16 protein-coding genes are annotated in these 16,262 nt (G+C 70.1%); 13 read left to right on the plus strand and 3 right to left on the minus strand.

From position 1 onward, the window contains the following. The first annotated feature begins 209 nt into the window (after positions 1-209). On the plus strand, positions 210-956 hold the full coding sequence (locus tag RCR19_RS24935; RefSeq protein WP_331267143.1) for an FCD domain-containing protein: 747 nt from the start codon (positions 210-212) through the stop codon (positions 954-956). A gap of 57 nt (positions 957-1,013) precedes the next feature. After that, the gene (locus RCR19_RS24940; RefSeq protein WP_331267144.1) at positions 1,014-1,475 is read left to right on the plus strand and encodes a protein-tyrosine phosphatase family protein; all 462 of its coding nucleotides are present in this window, start codon (positions 1,014-1,016) and stop codon (positions 1,473-1,475) included. A gap of 40 nt (positions 1,476-1,515) precedes the next feature. On the opposite strand, the gene RCR19_RS24945 is transcribed toward RCR19_RS24940, so the two are convergent. After that, entirely contained in the window at positions 1,516-1,953 is a 438-nt protein-coding gene (locus tag RCR19_RS24945) for a GNAT family N-acetyltransferase (RefSeq protein ID WP_234381122.1), read from the minus strand. 355 nt (positions 1,954-2,308) lie between these two features. Here RCR19_RS24945 and RCR19_RS24950 point away from each other — a divergent pair, with 355 nt between their 5' ends. From RCR19_RS24950 to RCR19_RS24990, 9 genes are all read left to right on the plus strand, one after another. After that, positions 2,309-3,097 (plus strand): SCO2525 family SAM-dependent methyltransferase, encoded by a 789-nt coding sequence (locus RCR19_RS24950; RefSeq protein WP_331267145.1) that lies wholly within the window; start codon positions 2,309-2,311, stop codon positions 3,095-3,097. 70 nt (positions 3,098-3,167) lie between these two features. Next, positions 3,168-5,009 (plus strand): SCO2524 family protein, encoded by a 1,842-nt coding sequence (locus RCR19_RS24955; protein WP_331267146.1) that lies wholly within the window; start codon positions 3,168-3,170, stop codon positions 5,007-5,009. 3 nt (positions 5,010-5,012) lie between these two features. Then, the gene (locus tag RCR19_RS24960; RefSeq protein WP_331267147.1) at positions 5,013-5,930 is read left to right on the plus strand and encodes an SCO2523 family variant P-loop protein; all 918 of its coding nucleotides are present in this window, start codon (positions 5,013-5,015) and stop codon (positions 5,928-5,930) included. Beyond that, the gene (locus tag RCR19_RS24965; protein WP_331267148.1) at positions 5,927-6,910 is read left to right on the plus strand and encodes an SCO2522 family protein; all 984 of its coding nucleotides are present in this window, start codon (positions 5,927-5,929) and stop codon (positions 6,908-6,910) included. The genes RCR19_RS24960 and RCR19_RS24965 overlap by 4 nt, the downstream gene beginning before the upstream one ends. Position 6,911: 1 nt before the next feature. Then, complete coding sequence (locus tag RCR19_RS24970) at positions 6,912-7,880, plus strand: SCO2521 family protein (protein ID WP_331267149.1); 969 nt, start codon at positions 6,912-6,914, stop codon at positions 7,878-7,880. 38 nt (positions 7,881-7,918) lie between these two features. Next, positions 7,919-8,944: a DUF6879 family protein gene (locus tag RCR19_RS24975; RefSeq protein WP_331267150.1), complete on the plus strand. Its 1,026-nt coding sequence runs from the start codon at positions 7,919-7,921 to the stop codon at positions 8,942-8,944. Between the two features lie 526 nt (positions 8,945-9,470). Further along, positions 9,471-10,007 carry a GTP cyclohydrolase I gene (locus RCR19_RS24980; RefSeq protein ID WP_331267151.1) on the plus strand — a complete coding sequence of 179 codons (537 nt, stop codon included), beginning with the start codon at positions 9,471-9,473 and terminating at the stop codon, positions 10,005-10,007. A 138-nt stretch (positions 10,008-10,145) separates the two neighbouring features. Then, positions 10,146-10,775 carry an NUDIX hydrolase gene (locus RCR19_RS24985; protein ID WP_331267152.1) on the plus strand — a complete coding sequence of 210 codons (630 nt, stop codon included), beginning with the start codon at positions 10,146-10,148 and terminating at the stop codon, positions 10,773-10,775. 5 nt (positions 10,776-10,780) lie between these two features. Then, positions 10,781-12,505, plus strand: a complete 1,725-nt coding sequence (locus tag RCR19_RS24990) for an MFS transporter (protein WP_331267153.1) — start codon at positions 10,781-10,783, stop codon at positions 12,503-12,505. Here the strand turns inward: RCR19_RS24990 and RCR19_RS24995 are convergent. Together RCR19_RS24995 and RCR19_RS25000 are read right to left on the minus strand one after the other, a co-directional pair. After that, entirely contained in the window at positions 12,390-13,232 is an 843-nt protein-coding gene (locus RCR19_RS24995; RefSeq protein WP_331267154.1) for an ABC transporter permease, read from the minus strand. The two genes, RCR19_RS24990 and RCR19_RS24995, sit on opposite strands and share 116 nt — an antisense overlap. Next, entirely contained in the window at positions 13,229-14,143 is a 915-nt protein-coding gene (locus RCR19_RS25000; protein WP_331267155.1) for an ATP-binding cassette domain-containing protein, read from the minus strand. Before RCR19_RS25000 ends, RCR19_RS24995 begins: the two co-directional genes overlap by 4 nt. 133 nt (positions 14,144-14,276) lie before the next feature. On the opposite strand from RCR19_RS25000, the gene RCR19_RS25005 reads away from it, so the two are divergent. After that, positions 14,277-15,482 carry a sensor histidine kinase gene (locus tag RCR19_RS25005; RefSeq protein WP_331267156.1) on the plus strand — a complete coding sequence of 402 codons (1,206 nt, stop codon included), beginning with the start codon at positions 14,277-14,279 and terminating at the stop codon, positions 15,480-15,482. Continuing rightward, positions 15,479-16,135, plus strand: coding sequence for a response regulator transcription factor (locus RCR19_RS25010; protein WP_059131491.1), 657 nt, complete (start codon positions 15,479-15,481; stop codon positions 16,133-16,135). Before RCR19_RS25005 ends, RCR19_RS25010 begins: the two co-directional genes overlap by 4 nt. Positions 16,136-16,262 lie beyond the last annotated feature (127 nt).

Here is a 16,262-nt window from a genome sequence, read left to right on the forward strand (position 1 = left end):
GACTTCCGAAGGGCTCGAGGATGAGGGGGAGATAGGACGTCCTACGTCACAGGCGGCAGCGTGACCATAGGAGCGGGCGTGGGGGCGGTCAAGGGAACGTACACGAACGGAGTAGTCGTCAAAGGTGCGACCAATGGCGCCGTGAACCGCAGGTCGTTGACGCCGTCGTCACTCCGGGAGGGGGGACGGCGGGCACGTGCAAGCGTACGATGCGACACATGTCTGAGGAGTCCGGAAACCGGCGTCGTGACGAACGGCGTGTCAGCAGCCGGATCCAGCGGGAGGTCATGCGGATCGTCCTCGATCGCAAACTCCGGCCCGGCGACCCGCTGCCCACCGAGTCGGAACTGATGGCCGATCTCGGCGTCGGCCGCCATCTCGTCCGCGAGGCGCTGCAGGCCCTTCAGGCGCTCGACATCGTGGAGATCAGACACGGTTACGGGACGTATGTAGGGCAGGCGTCGCTGACCCCGTTCGTGGACGGTCTCACCTTTCGCACGCTCGTCCGGCCGGACGACGAGATGGAGGCGTTGAGCGAGATCCTCCAGGTCCGTGAGGTGCTGGAGGGAGGGCTGATCCGCCGGGTGGCCGTGACGCTCGCCGAACCGGATCTGGACCGTCTGGAGGCGGTCGTGGACGGGATGGAGGCGGCGGCCCGGGAGGGCCGCGCCTTCCCCGAACTCGACCAGGAGTTCCACGCGTTGCTCTACGGCAACCTGGGAAACGCGCTCGTGCCGCAACTGCTGGGCGCGTTCTGGACGGTGTTCCGGCGGGTCGCCCGCGCCCACGGCTGGTCGGACGCGGCCGCGCCCCGGTTGACGGCCCGACGCCACCGCGTCATCGTCACGGCCCTGCGCGCGCGGGACGCCGAGGGCGCGGAGCGGGCGATGGCGGACCACTTCAGGGGCATCGAGGTGCGTGCCGCGCGGGAACGCGGCGGCCGGTTCGAGCGGTGAGGGCGGGCTCGCCGCGAAACGGGTACCGCGCCGCGGGCGGTGGCCGACACTGGGGAGATGAGCGAGCACGGCCGAGGTCCGGAGACCGGCGCCGGGGGCTGGGACCCCGGGGCGCCCGGCGTACTGCGGCTGCCGTCCGGCCGCCTCGTGCGCGGCCGTGCCCTGCGCCGCCCGCTCCCGGACGGCCCGGAGCCCACCTTCGCAGTCCATCTGCTGGGCAGGCGGCCCCCGCAGGTGTCCTGGGAGGCGCAGTGGTTGCGCTGGCCGGACTTCGGGCTGCCCGTCAGCCGCGGTGAGGCGCTACGGGTGTTGACGCAGGCGTGGACCCACGCTGCGGCCGGGCGGGTCGAGATCGCCTGCGGCGGCGGCCGCGGCCGCACCGGCACGGCGCTGGCGTGCCTCGCCGTGCTGGACGGCGTGCCGGCGCGGGAGGCCGTCGCGTTCGTACGGGCCCACTACGACCGGCATGCGGTGGAGACCCCGTGGCAACGGCGGTACGTACGGCATTTCGCCGCCTGAACGGCGGTCTCCGAGCCTCACGGCCCCCGCGCCGTGAGCCTCACAGTCCGAGCGTCATGATGAGCCGGTCCTCGCCGGGCCCGAAATAGTCGTGGCGCACACCCTCGTCGGACGAGAAGCCCAGCGAGCGGTACAGCATGATCGCGGCGGCGTTGGCCGGTTCCACGGTCAGCCGGACCTCGCGGACGTCCTCGCCCCGCAGCCGGCGCAGCACCTCCAGCATCAGCCGCCGGCCCAGCCCGCGCCCCCGCTGGTCGCGGGTGACACCGAGGCTGACGATCCAACTCCGGTACCCGTCCCGCGTGGTGACGTACAGGACGTAGCCGTGCAGGCTCTTCCCGTCCTCCAGCACGAGCAGGCAGTCGCCGTGCAGATCGCACAACTGGCGGAGCACGAAGTAGGGGTAGGGGTCGTCGGGGAAGGCCTCCTGGTCGACGCGCACGAGTTCGGGCAGGTCGTCCTCCGTGACCTCCCGCATCGTCAGAGGCCGCTCGACGAACGCCCCGTCGTGGCACAACGACGGGCCGGTGCGGCTCCGCCGCGAAGGGAAACGTTCCTCTGGTAACGCAGTCATGCGGCCCCCCTGTGGGAAGGAGTCAGGGACATGTCCCACCCGTAGGGGTGGTACGGATGGGACGCGTGCCGTCTGCCGTTCGGGTGTGTTCGGCGGAGTTGCGACCATCTTGAGCGGGAATGATCTGGGCGTTCAAGGCCTGATCGGGTCTCGAAGTCCATTCGCCCCGATGCGCCCCCGATGCGCCCCACGGCGTAATTGTTCCGCGCCGCCGGGGCGAGGGGATCCACCGGGTCTCCGGCGTTGGTACCGTGTAGGGATGACCTTCAGATCGCCGGGGGACACGCAGTTGAATGCGGATGTGTCCTGGGCCTCGTTCGACCCGATCGCCTACGTTGATCACAATTACCGCGCCTTACAGGCGGAGGACGAGGAGATCATTCATATCGTACGCGATCATTTCGGCGATCATTTCAGAGGGCGCACCCCCGGACCTGTTTCGGGTATCGACGTGGGGGCCGGCGCGAACCTCTACCCCGCACTGGCCATGCTGCCCTGGTGCGACGAGATCACACTCCTCGAGCGCTCCTCGGCCAACGTGCGCTACCTCGAGAGCCAGGTCGGTTCCTACGACGCGAACTGGGACCAGTTCTGGCGCGTCCTGTGCAAGAACGAGGCGTACGCCGCTCTCGACATGGACCCGCGGGCCAAGTTCCGCGACGCCGTCAGGGTCGAGCCCGGCAATCTCTTCGACCTCGTGCGGCACGAGGGACGGTGGTCCATGGGGACCATGTTCTTCGTCGCGGAGTCGATGACCACCTCGCACAAGGAGTTCGCCCGGGGTGTCGAGTGCTTCCTGCGCGCCCTCGCACCCGGCGCGCCGTTCGCCGCCGCGTTCATGGAACATTCCAGGGGTTATCACGCGGGCGAGCATTTCTTCCCCGCCTGCGACGTGGGAGAGTTGGAGGTGTACGAGAGCCTCGAGCCTTTTGTGGGCGAGTTCAAGACGATGCGCCTCAAGGCTTCGGCCGCCGTACGCGAAGGCTATTCCGGAATGATCGTCGCCTACGGGCGGCGGAATTCGGACTCCGGGATTCCGACCGATTGAGGAACGGCCGTCACGACAGAGGACGGCCTTCCTCGAATGATGGCAGTGCGGCCTGTGTGAGGGGCATGGGATGCAGATCAAGCCACGCCAGCATCTGCTGGACATCTGGCAGGCAGTGGCCCGCGACTCGTTCGACGGCGGCGAGTGGGCATGGGGCAAACGGGGCGGGGAAAGCAGTGTCTCCGATGCGGAGCGCCTGCTCTGCCTCCTGTACCCGGCAACGGAGATCCCGGCCTTCCGCCTCGACGACCCCGACACCACTCAGGACGACGTCCAGAAGGTGCTGAGGAAGGCGGGCGGGCGGCTGGAGGTCCCGGCGAAACTCGTCCTGGCCGCGGCGCAGTTCATGCGGATGCACACCGGCGAGGACAAGAGACCCACGTTCGCCGGTGGCTCCTACTTCGTCTCGGCGGACAAGGACCGGGACCTCACCGAGGAGCAGCGTGAACTCGGGGTGGTCGACTCGTACTCGATGTCGATCACCCTGTGTCTGGCCACACTCGGTTTCCTCAAGGTGTACGAGTCCAAGACCCGTCGCAGCGACGTCCTGGAGACGATCCAGGAACTGCGCGCCGCCACCAGCAACCGGCTGACCGCCGCCATGGTGAGCCTGCTGCGCTCGTTCACCGTCAACGCCTTCGACACCGACTCGTCCCAGGGCCGTACGCTCTGCGAACTGCTGGGCCAGGGCCGGCTTTCGCAACGGCACGTACTGCAGAAGTTCCAGCGCCGCTTCCGGCCGCTGCGCGCCGCCATCGTCGAGAGCTTCGTCCTCGGTGTCGACGTCCAGGAGGGCCTCAAGGACGAGAACCAGCTCTTCGAGTGCGGCTGGGGCTGGAGCATCGTCAAGGACGCCCCCGAGGTGGAGACCGACGAGGAGATCGGGCCCCAGCCCGCCGGTGTCGCCAACCAGGTGCCCTACCTGTATTTCACCGTGGTCGCGCTCGACGGCATCCAGGACCTGTTCTCCGACCGCACGCTCACCCTCGGCCTGCTCAACTCCGAACAGCAGAAGCTGGCCGAGGCGTTACGACTGCGCTGGGAGATCACGCAGCAGTTCTGGTCCGGCATCGCGCGCTTCGACAGCGACCGCTGGCCCCTGGAGGACATCCCCTGGCGCACCACCGGCCAGAAGCTGGAGTCCGAGTACTTCTCGCTCTCCGTCGCCGCCATCCTCGTCCACGACCTGATGCGGCGCCGGGCCACCGACGACGACCTGACCCGCACCGTGAGCGTCATGGAACGCCTCGCCGAACGCGGCCGTGTCACCAGTCGCATGACGCGCGACGACCCCATGGTCCAGTTGCACAACCCAGGTGTCACCCTCCCGCTGCAGGGCAGTGAAGCCGTCGGGCCGCCGATGCAGTGGATCATGACGGACTTCTCGGCACAGCTGCTCAAACGGACCATCCAGCTGTGCACGCTCTCCCGCAACCTCGCCTCGCACGACCGGCTGCTCAGACTCGCCGAGGACATCTTCGGTCATGTGTGGCTGCGCAGGATCCGCGACGGTGAGGGAGCCGGCCTGTGGGACAACGTCCACGCCGCCTACCCCGAGTCGCCCGTCTCCGAGGGGCCGGTGTCCTGGAGCATCACCGAGCGTGTCACCGAGGTGATGGTCCAGGTCCACCAGATGTACCACCAGCCGCCGATCCGCAGCCTGGAACTGACCCAACTCGCCCGGGCGCTGCTCAGCGAGTCGGCACACCTCCTCGGCAACGAGCAGATGGAGCCCGCACCCGCCTCCGAGGGCAACCGCGGGATGGAACTGAGGGGCATCGAGGTCAAGTTGCGCCGTGCCAGGGACCTCGTCGACGACCAGCCCGGCACCGCGTGCGCGTTGACGCTCGACGTGCTCGGACAGCTCGACGCCCTCGCCCGGGCCCGCGAAGCCGCGGCCCAGGGGGTGTGACAGTTGATCGTCTTCGCGGCCTCCGACAAGGGAGGCACGGGCCGCTCCGTCACCAGCGCCAACCTCGCCTACCATCGGGCGCTGGCCGGTGACGACGTGTGCTACCTCGACTTCGACTTCGGATCACCCACCGCGGCGGCCGTTTTCGACGTTCCCGACGCGCGCCGGGCCGCCGAGGACCGGGGTCTGCACTCGTATCTGGTCGGTGAGGTGGGCGAGCCCCTCCGTATCGACGTCTGGTCGGACACGGAGCACCGGGTGCTGCGCAACCGGCCTCCCGGCTCCGGCCGTCTGGTGCTGATGCCCGGTGACCTCTCCGGTGGCGAGTTCGCCACCGGAGAGGAGAACCTGCGTCGCTGCGTCGACCTCCTGCTCCGGCTCAACGGCGAGTTCGACCTGATCGTCGTCGACCTCAGCGCCGGCCGCAGCTACGCCGTCGACATGGTGCTGGAGGCCACCTCGAAGCGCGAGATGCGCGGTGTGGACTTCCGCTGGCTCGTCTTCCACCGCTGGACCCGGCAGCATGTGGCGGCCGCGGCGAGCCTGGTCTTCGGCAAGCGCGGCATCGTCGCCGGCGGTGTGGCCCGCGGCCATGACGAGGAGGCGCTGCGCAGCGTCATCCGCTTCGTTCGGGCCGCCGTGCCCGATCCCGAGTCCCCGCTGTGGTCACAGGTCTCGGCCACCCAGTCGGCGTGGATGCGCGAGTGCGACCGCGACCTCAAACAGATGTCCTCGGCCCTCGGCATCGGCTACACCCAGGTTCTCGGCTCCGTGCCCCTCGAGCCCGTACTGCAGTGGCGCGAACAGCTCATCACCGACGAGGACGTGCTCGACAGCCAGATCGCCACCAGGGAGACCTGGGACGCGCTCAGCGACCTGGCAGGCCGGCTGACCGACGACAAGTACTGGGAGCAGGCGTGACGGAAGCCGTGTTCCAGGAGACGACCGCGCAGCCCCGAACGCAGTCCGTACCGCTCTCCCACCTCTCGCTGGAGCTGGGCCACCTCTACATGGAGGACTTCGAAGCCGGCCCCGAACGGCTGCGCGAGCACTTCGCCGAGGTGCGGATCTGGGTGGACGCGGCCCGCGCCGCCGCCGCACGCCGTACCGGCGGCAGGCGGCCCCGCATCAGCACGTGCTTTCTCATCGACGACTACTTCACGCGCTTCTCCACCCCCGCCGAACTCGTCCCCGTGGTGCTGGCGGAGGCCGAGCGGGCGGGCCTGGTCGTCGACTACCTCGCCCGCGAGTCCGGCTGCGCGGTGGCCGACAAGATCGAGCCGGCCGAATCCGTGATGCACCGCCTCGTCGAATCGCCGCCGCCGGGCAGCTACGGCTCCCGCCCGCCGGTCAGCGAGACCGGCTGGCTCCCCAACGGCCAGCGGACCCCGACGTCGCGCAGCGCCATGGGCGAGGTCACCGGCTGGCAGCCGCCGCAGGAGACCGCGGCCCGCAACCACTCGGTGTTCATGGACGTCGAGCTGTGGTCGGAGAAGGACGGGCAGCGCCTGTGGTCCTGTCCGTTCCTCGCCGCCGTCTGGCAGCTGGCCCGCCTCGGCCTGCTGCGCCACCTCGGCGCGCCGGTGCTGGCCCCGCGCCCCTGGAACGGCGGCGACTTCCCCCACGACTGGGATCTGCTGCCGCCGCTGCTCCAGCTCAACGCCTCCGCGGCGCCCTTCAGCGCGTACCGCACCTGCACGCTGATGCCGAACCGCTTCTTGGCCGTCGAGGACGCCGTGCGGCTCATCCTCGATCAGGTCGACGTCGACTCCGGCGCTCTGCGGCAGGTCGCGGAGCGTTCCGCCCGTGAGGGTGCGGCGGTGCCGGCCGCGGTCGCGCAGCGCGCCACGTACGTCTTCTACGAAGAGCCCACCGACGCCGTCCTGCACGGGGAGACGTGAGATGGCGGCCACCGGGCGGACGGCGCCCGCGGTCCTCGTCTGCGGCGAGACGCGCACCTGTCTGCTTCCGTCCTTCCAGGCGCTGGACGGCCGGGCCGCCGCCCAGTTGCTGAGGTTGCGCGCGGACGAACAGGTCAGCGTCTCCGAGCGGCCGAACCTCTACGCGCTCTCGCCCGAGCTACTCACCGGGGTGGACTGCAGGCTGCCCACCGCAAACGGCGCCAAGGTGCGCGCCGTCGGCACGGTGGCCTCCCGCGCCGCCCTCACCGAGGGCCGTGTCCTGCAGGCCGGCGCCTGGTTCAGCGTCCCGGCCGCCGGCCCGGACACACGCCGGCCCTGGGGCCACTATCTGGTACGTCCCGGGCTGGTCGAACCCTTCGGGAAGCTTCCCGAGCAGGCAACCGCGCAAGGCGTCCTGCGCGGGAGCGCCCGCGGCGAACTGGACCTCGGGATGATCGCCGAGGGGCTGCTCGCCCAGTTGCTGCGGCATCCGCTACTCGATCACAAGGCGCCCTTCAAGTCCCGGCGGACCCATCTGCGCTGGGTCGCGCGGCGGGCCCCGGCGGGCGAAGGGGCGTCGCTGGAGCGCTTCACCCTGGCCGAGGACGGGCTGCGGACCGTGGAGTTGAGGCTGCCGGAGGAGACACCGGCCACCGCGGCCGTGGGACTGTGCGAGGACCTGGCGCTGCACGACTGGTTGCTGACGACCCTCGTGCACATGCTGGACAACAGCCGGCTGGGTGCGGTGGACGGCCCCTCGGCCGTCCTGGCGCTGCGCCCGGCCGTGGACCACCTGCTGCATCTGTGGATGCCGCAAGCACACGTGGAACGGACGCTGGGCCGATTGTGGGACGTGCTGGAACGGGAGCCGGGGTTCACTCGCCAGTGGCAGACCCTGGTCCAGCGCATCCGCGACCAACTGGCCGTCCAGGCCATACCGCTGCTGCACGAGGCGCTGAGCACGCGCTGAGCCGCGGCACGAACGAGACACCGACGGGGGAGGCCGAAATGAGCGGAGCATCGACAGGGGACGCCGGGGCCGTGCCGCAGCGGGAGGAGCAGCGCATATCCAAGCTGCTCCGCAAGACGCTGCTCACGGTCGTGGTGGCGGCCGGCACCTATGTGCTGACCAACGTGCTGGACCAGGACAAGAACCAGGTGTGGCAGTTGACCGTGTCCGTCGTCCTCGGCGGCGCGGCACTGATCATCCAGTACCTGGTCGAGTTCGAGCAGCGGCTCGAGGCCATGGAGGCGAGTCAGAAGAAGCGCATCCGGGAGATGCGCGACAGTCTGGCCAGCCATCACGAACAGATGCGCAGGGCGGTCGACGAGAGCTTCTCCAAGATCAACGACGCGACGGAGCTGTTCAGTCAGGTGGACCGATCGGTGCTGCGCTCGGACGGCGTGACCCGGCTGGCCCGGAAGTACACGCAGGTGGGCGAGCACGGTTCGGAACTGGTCAAGACCTTCGCCCAGGAGGAGATCGGTCGGCTCGCCTCGCTGATGGAGAGCCTCAGCAACGGCAGCGCCGACTGTCCGGGTGAGAACCACGACTGGCTGATCGACCTCACCACCTGCGCCAAGGAGACGGTGTACGCCACCAGCACCTCGGTGGACCGCGACTTCTGGTTCAGCGAGCCCGCGAACCGGTATCTGAAGGCGCAGGAGAGGGCGATCAAGCAGCGCGGTGTGGTGGTACGGCGGCTGTTCCTGGTCAGCAGGCCCGAGGACCGCACCCCCAGCCTCGAGCAATTGTGCGAGCGTCATCGCGAGTTCGGCATCGACGCCCGTATCGCGGTGCGCGCACTGCTTCCGCCGCCCGCGCAGGTGACCCCGCTCAACGACTTCATCGTCTTCGACGGGGAGCTGTCCTACGAGACCGAACCGGACGTCGAGGTCATGCCCGCCAAGACGACGCTGAAGATGACCCGTGAGCACGTCGCGGAGCGCATCAACCGCTTCACCGTCCTCTGGGAGGCCACGGAGCCCGCGGACCCGGAGCCCGAGCCGCAGCCGACCGTGACGTCCGGCTGACCGGCGCGGCCAGGTACATCGCACGGTAGGCCGCCAGGCATCGCACGGTACTTCGCCCGGCGCATCGCACGGTACGCCGCACGTCGCGGGCGGTCCTCGGGAGCCGTCCGGTGACGTGCGCCGCGCCGTGCGACGCCGAGGCCGGCATCACGGTGCCGTTCCCTCCCTCCCTTCTCTTCTCGCCTTCGCTTTCTTTCCAGTTCTTTCCAGATTTTTAGGGTGAAGGAGCCCCCATCGGAAGCGAGAAACGCCCGAGAGAGTGACGGGTCACCCATACATCTCCGATGAGTTGCGCACCATGCTGCCCGCGGGCAGCATGACACCGTCAACGCAAAGCTGCTGCTCAAAGCACATGTGTACTCACTTGGGGTACCGGTGGAACGGATACCCAGGGGGTGGCCCCATGAGCATCCGGCTCGAATACGAGGATGGAGACTCCTCGGAGATCCACTTGTGCGGAACCAGCCAGAGGCATACCTGAATCAGCAGCAGCAAACGCGCAAATCCGTCCGTCAGGAGGTGTCTCGTGAGCAGCATCGCCGAATGGCTCGAAGAGAACGTCACTACCGACAAACGCGCACTCGACTGGTACCGGGAACCCGAGTGCGAACCCCGCATCGTCCGCGCCTACCGCCAGCTGCTGAGCGGCTATGAGATCGACACATCGACGATCCTCAAGACCACGGTCGAGGTCCAGGGTGAGCATGCGGGAGTGGTCCGCGTCCACGACATCAATTACTACTCGATCTGCGCGCACCACTTCCTGCCCTTCTACGGGAAGGTGGCGGTCTCGTACGTGCCCGGCGACCGGATCCTCGGTCTGGGCAAGTTCCCGCGGCTGGTACAGGCGTTCAGCCGCAGGTTCCAGATCCAGGAGCACCTCGTGAAGGACATCGCCGAGGAGATCATGAACTCGGGCGGTGCGCGCGCGGCGCGGGTGGTCTCGACCGGACGGCACATGTGCATGTGCAGCCGGGGCCCCTCCGACCAGACGGTGATCACCGACACCTCCTATGTCGCCGGCGACAAGGAGCTGTTCTCCCGGTTCGGCCTGGAGGCCTGACGGTCCGCCGGCTGAGGCGCACCGGGTTTCGCGCGGTGGGCACCTGGATGGGCCCACCGCGCGAGGCCGTGCCGTCCGGCAGCCCGGCCCCGTGACGGGCGCCCGAGACCGTGAGATCCGTAGTTCCGGGAGTGAGCCATGAAGCTGGACTTCGTTCCACCGCAGGCGCTGAACGACGGCGCCGTGCACCACTACTGCCTGCAGTGCCACGGCGAGTCGGTGCAGTGGCGTACCGCCGCGGGGCGACGGCAGTGCGCATGCCGGTCCTGCGGCCATGTCGCCGACCGGGCGCTGGTGCTGGATCCCGAGGTCCGCTGGTGGACCGATGCCGAGGGCGAGTACTGGCACGAGACGGCGGGCGTGTTCGTCCGGGACCTCCGTGGCCGGGTCCTCCTCTTCGACCGTACGGCCTTCCCGTTCGGCCTGACGATCCCCGCCGGGCACGTCGAGTGCGACGAGCAGCCCGACGACGCGGCGGAGCGCGAACTGCGGGAGGAGACCGGCATCGCCGGTAGGCCGCTCGAACACCTGGCCAGGATCCGGCTACCCGGTGACGGCTGCCGCCGCGGGGCCGACGCCCATCTGTGGCACGTCTACCGGACGGTCGCCGAGGTGGACGCGGACCTCGTGGTGGAACTCGGGCCGGAGGGCAGCTCGGCCGTCTGGCTGACACCCGCCGAGGCGCTGGAGCGTCCGGTCACGTACGCGGTCCGCCGCCTGCTCGAGGACTGCCGGGACGCACTGGTCTCCTCCTGTGCGGCAGGCTGACCCCGGTGGTGCGACCACACGGCGGCGCGGGCGTCCCGATGCGGGCCGGGCGCCGGGAGTGGACCGGACTGGCGGTCCTCGCGCTGCCGACCATGCTCATCGGCCTCGACATGACCGTGCTGCACCTGGCTGCCCCCCACATCAGCGAGCGACTGCATCCGAGCGGCACCCAACTGCTGTGGATCGTCGACATCTACGGCTTCATGGTCGCCGGTTTCCTCGCCACGATGGGCACGCTCGGTGACCGGATCGGGCGCCGCCGGCTGCTGCTGATCGGTGCCGCCGCGTTCGCCGCGGCCTCCGTGCTCGCCGCCTGTTCGTCCGGCGTGGCGATGCTCATCGCCTCGCGCGCCCTGCTGGGGGTCGCCGGGGCCACACTGATGCCCTCGACCCTCTCCCTGATCAGCAACATGTTCCGCGACCCCGGACAGCGGCGGGTGGCGGTCGCGGTGTGGATGACCAATTTCAGCATCGGCGGGATGATCGGCCCGCTGGTCGGCGGACTCTTCCTGGAGCACTTCTGGTACGGCTCGGTGTTCCTGATGGGCGTGCCGGTCGGGGTGGTCCTGCTCATCGCCGGTCCGCTGCTGCTGCCCGAGTACCGCGATCCGGCGGCCGGCCGCCTGGATCCGGCCAGCGTCGCCCTGTCCATCGCCACGGTGCTGCCGGTGGTCTACGGCTTCAAGCAGATCGCCCAGCACGGCGTCGGCACGGTGCCGTTGATCGGCCTCGCGCTGGGGCTCGGCCTCGGCGCGGTCTTCGTGCGCAGACAGTTGAGACTCCCCGATCCCATGCTCGACCTCAGACTGTTCACCCGGCCGGCCTTCGGGGTCTCGCTGGGCGGGCTGACCCTGGGGCTCTTCGCGGTGACCGGGATCCAGTTCCTGCTCCTGCAGTACCTCCAGTTGGTGCTGGGACTGTCCCCGCTGGTGACCGGGCTGTGGACGCTGCCCGCGGTGCTGGCGGGCGTGGTGAGCGCGCTCCTCGCACCCTTCGCGGCGGCGCGGACGAGTCCGGGACGGGTCATGGCGGGCGGATTCCTGCTGGCGGTGCCGGGGCTGGCGCTGCTCACCCGGGCGGACACGACGTCCGGGCCGGGACTCGTCGTCATCGGGTTCGCCGTCATGTCGTTCGGGGTGCAGGCGGCGCTCGCGCTCACCAACGACGTCATCATCAGCAGCGCTCCACCCGAACGCGCCGGGAACGCCTCGGGCATCGGGGAGACCGGTGCGAACCTGGGCGAGGCCTTGGGCGTGGCCGTCGCCGGGTCCGTCGCCGCCGTCGTGTACCGGGCGAAGCTGAGCGGCGACGCCCTGCCGGACGGTGTCGGGCCGGACGCGGCCGGGGCCGCCCGCGCGACCCTCGGCGGTGCCACCGAGGTCGCCGCCCGGCTGCCCGAACGGCTCGGCGGCGACCTCCTCGCGCTGGCCCGGACGGCGTTCACGGACGGACTGCATGTGGCGGCGCTGGTGAACATCGGCATCCTGCTGGCGCTCACCGCGGCGCATCTGACCCTGCTGCGGCACGAAAAGACACACCGGGGCCCCGGAGCCCCCGAACCGGGGCGCCGGGAGGCGGTCCCGCGCAGACGCTGGGCCGACGCCATGGGCCGCGTCACACGTCGCGGCGGTCAACGGCGACCACCGCGACGACGGCCGCCGCGAGCGCCCACGCACCGAACACGATCCAGCCGCCCGTCACCGTCGTCTGATAGCGGGGAGTCAGCGTGAACGGCTGATGTCCGTACTCGACGTCGACGAGGCGGTACCAGGCGTTGAAGGGCAGGGCGTTCCTGACGCAGGCCGTCCAGTGGTAGCGGTCGGTCACGAAGGTGGGCAGGAACAGCAGGACGAACACGTTGAACACCGTGGTCGTCGCACTGTGCCGGATCAGAGCGCCCAGACCCAGGCCGGCCAGGGCGCACACCGGCGCGAGCAGCGCCGACGCCACGACCACGCGCAGCGCGCCCGGATGGCCGATCGACACGCCCTGACCGCGTCCGTCGAGGACGGCCTGCGTCAGGACGAAGGAGGCGCCCGCGGTGAAGGCGCCGTACACCGTCATGACGGCCGCAACGACGACCACCTTCGCGGTCATCAGCGCGCGCCGGTCCGGGACGGCCGCGAAGGTGGTGCGGACGAGGCCCGTCGTGTACTCCCCGACGATGCTGATGGCGCCGATGCTCGACGCCGCGAGGACCAGCATCATGGCGGCACCCTGGGTGAACGCGTCGCGCAGTGCCCAGGAGAGGAAGTGCGTCCGGACGACTCGGCCGTAGTGCGGGAAGTTGACGTAGTCCGCACGGGCCGCGTTGGTGTTGAAGGCGATGATCCCGAGGGCGCCGGCGCCGAGCGCCCAGTGGATGGAGCGCAGCGACCGGAGCTTGATCCACTCCGCGGCCAGCAGGTCGGTGAAACGGGCGGCGGGCAGGGGGAGCGCGGTTGTCGAGGTGGTCATCGGGGCTCTCCGGCGAGGTATTCGACGCTGTCGGCGGTCAGTTCCATGAAGGCGGCTTCGAGAGAGGCGGTCTCGGTGGTCAACTCCCTTAGCAACACGCTGTGTTCGAAGGCGATCTCGCCGATCCGGTCGGAGCTGAGCCCGGTGACCTTCAGCGTCTCCCCGTCGTACGGCGCCACCGCAGCGCCTTCGGCCGACAACGCGGCGGCCAGCGTCCCGGCGTCGGGCGTGCGCACGGTCACGGGCGGCCGGGTGCCGCGCGCGGCGAACTCGGTCAGGCTCTCGGCCGCGATCAGTTCGCCTCGCCCGATGACGATCAGCTCGTCGGCGGTGTTCTCCATCTCGGACATGAGGTGACTGGAGACGAAGACGGTACGGCCCTCGCCGGCCAGCCTCCGGAACAGCCCGCGGACCCACAGCACGCCCTCCGGATCGAGTCCGTTCAGCGGTTCGTCGAACAGCAGAACCGGTGGATCGCCGAGCAGCGCGGTGGCGATCCCGAGGCGCTGCTTCATGCCCAGCGAGTAGCCGCCGACCCGGCGCCCGGCCGGTGCACCGGCCAGTCCCACTTCGGCGAGGACCTCGTCCACCCGGCGTGCCGGGATGCGGTTGCTGCGGGCCAGCGCGTGCAGATGCGCCCGCGCGGTCCGACCGCCGTGCACATCGCCGGCATCGAGGAGGGCGCCGACGTGACGCAGTCCGCGCGGATACCGGCGGACGGTGTGCCCGTCGACGGTGGCGGCGCCGGAGGTGGGCTCGACCAGGCCGAGCAGCATCCGCAGGGTGGTGGTCTTGCCGGCGCCGTTGGGTCCGAGGAAGCCGGTGACATGGCCGGGGCGGACGGTGAAGGACAGTTGGCGGACGGCGGTGGTCCCGCCGTAGCGTTTGGTGAGGCGGTCGACTTCGATCACGGGACCACCGTCGCGCGGCAGGGCGTCGTGGGGCATCGTGCGGCCGACGACATTCACGGCCGGCCGTTGTCGACCGTGGTTGTACGTCCCCGGTCCGATGACCGCCGCCGCGCCGCGCCTCTACGATCGCGCCATGCCCGTCACTGCGCCGCTTCCCCTGGTCAAGCGAGTGTCGCCGCGGACGTGGATCGTGCTCGTCTGGTGCGCGAGCACGCTCTTCACGCTCCTGACCACGTTCAGGCTGCCCGGTGAGACGGAGCCGGAGGAGTGGGGGACGGCCCAGCTGTACCGCTGGGACGGTCTGCTGTTCCACGTGGTCTCCGCCCTGATGGCGCTGTACGGCGCCGTGTTGCTGCGGAGACGGCCGCTGTGCGCGCTCGCCCTGCTGATCCTGGCCTCGATCTGCGAGGCGGTCACGATCGGGGTGAGCGAACTGCCGATGGCGCAGTACCTCGCGCCGATCCTCGCGCTGTACTTCATCGCGGCGGCGGCGCCGCGCCGCACCTCGGTCCTGGCTCTGGTCCTGGGGGTCGGAGCGCTGGTCGCATACATCGCCACACGGCTGCTGAGCGGATGGGCAGTCGGCATGTCGGCGGAACTGGCCGTGGTCCTGGTGTCGGTGATCAGCTGGCTGCTCGGCGACTCGGCACTCCAGGCCCGCGTACACGCCGAGCGGCTGAGCGCACAGGCCTCGGCGCAGGCGGTGACGGCCGAACGGCTGCGTATCGCCCGGGAGATGCACGACACGGTGGCCCACAGCATCGGCATCATCGCCCTCCAGGCAGGGGCGGCGGCCCGGGTGACGGCGACTCAGCCGGACGCGGCACGGGAGGCGATGCGGGCGGTGGAGACGACGGGCCGGGAGACGCTGGCGGGGCTGCGGCGGATGCTGGTCGCACTCCGGGCGGCCGACGCGGGGCACGGGGACGGCACGGCCGCGGAGGCACGGCCCGCGGGGCTGGCCGACGTGGACCGGCTGGCCGCCGCGACGACCGCGGCGGGCGTACGGGTCGAGGTGAGGTGGCTCGGTGAGCCCCGCCGGCTTCCGCCCGACATCGACCTGTCGGCGTTCCGGATCATCCAGGAGTCGGTGACGAACGTCGTACGGCACTCGGGCACGCACGCGTGCCGGGTGACCGTGGACTACGGCGAGGACGACATCTCCCTAGAGGTGACGGACGACGGCAGGGGACACGGCACGTCGACCGACACGGGCTTCGGCCTGGCGGGCATGCGCGAGCGCGTGGCGCTGCTGCACGGCAGGTTCAGCGCCGAACCCCGTCCGGAGGGCGGCTTCCGGGTGGCAGCCCGGTTGCCCGTGCCGGTGTCCGTCCGATGACGGTCCGGGTGGTTCTCGCCGACGATCAGGAGCTGATCCGTACGGCGCTGCGCATGGTGATGGCGGACATCGAGGACATGGACGTGGTCGGGGAGGCGGCCACCGGCGCGGAGGCCGTGGCCCTGACCGGGGAACTCGCACCGGACGTGGTCGTCATGGACATCCGTATGCCGGAGATGGACGGCATAGAGGCGACGCGCCGCATCACCGCGGGGTCCACGGACACCCGGATCGTGGTCCTGACGACCTTCGACGACGACGACCACGTGTACGGGGCGCTGCGCGCGGGTGCGTCGGGCTTCCTGGTGAAGGACATGGCGCTGGACGACATCATCGGCGCAGTACGGGTGGTGGCGGCGGGCGACGCACTGATCGCGCCCGGTGTGACGCGCCGGCTGATCCAGCACTTCGCGGCGCGTCCCGGGCCGGCACGCGGACGCCGCGAACTGCGGGGCATCACGGACCGGGAACGGGAGGTCCTCACCCTCGTCGGCACCGGCCTGTCCAACGCCGAGATCGCCGCCGAACTGTGCATCAGCGTGGCGACCGCGAAGACGTATCTGACCCGTCTGCTGACCAAACTGGACGCACGGGACCGCGTGCAGTTGGTCATCACCGCGTACGAGGCGGGGCTGGTGTCGGTGGCGGGCTGACGTCGTCGGACGCATTCCGCCCATGCCGCCGAGCCGGTGATCCGGTCACTCCCGTGGTACACGCGCGCCCGGTCCGCCCGGGCCCAATACCCCTTTGCGCTTGCGCACTTGCAGGGCGCAGGCACCT

It is taken from the genome of Streptomyces sp. WAC07094 (assembly GCF_036320405.1).
GTDB lineage: Bacteria > Actinomycetota > Actinomycetes > Streptomycetales > Streptomycetaceae > Streptomyces > Streptomyces lannensis.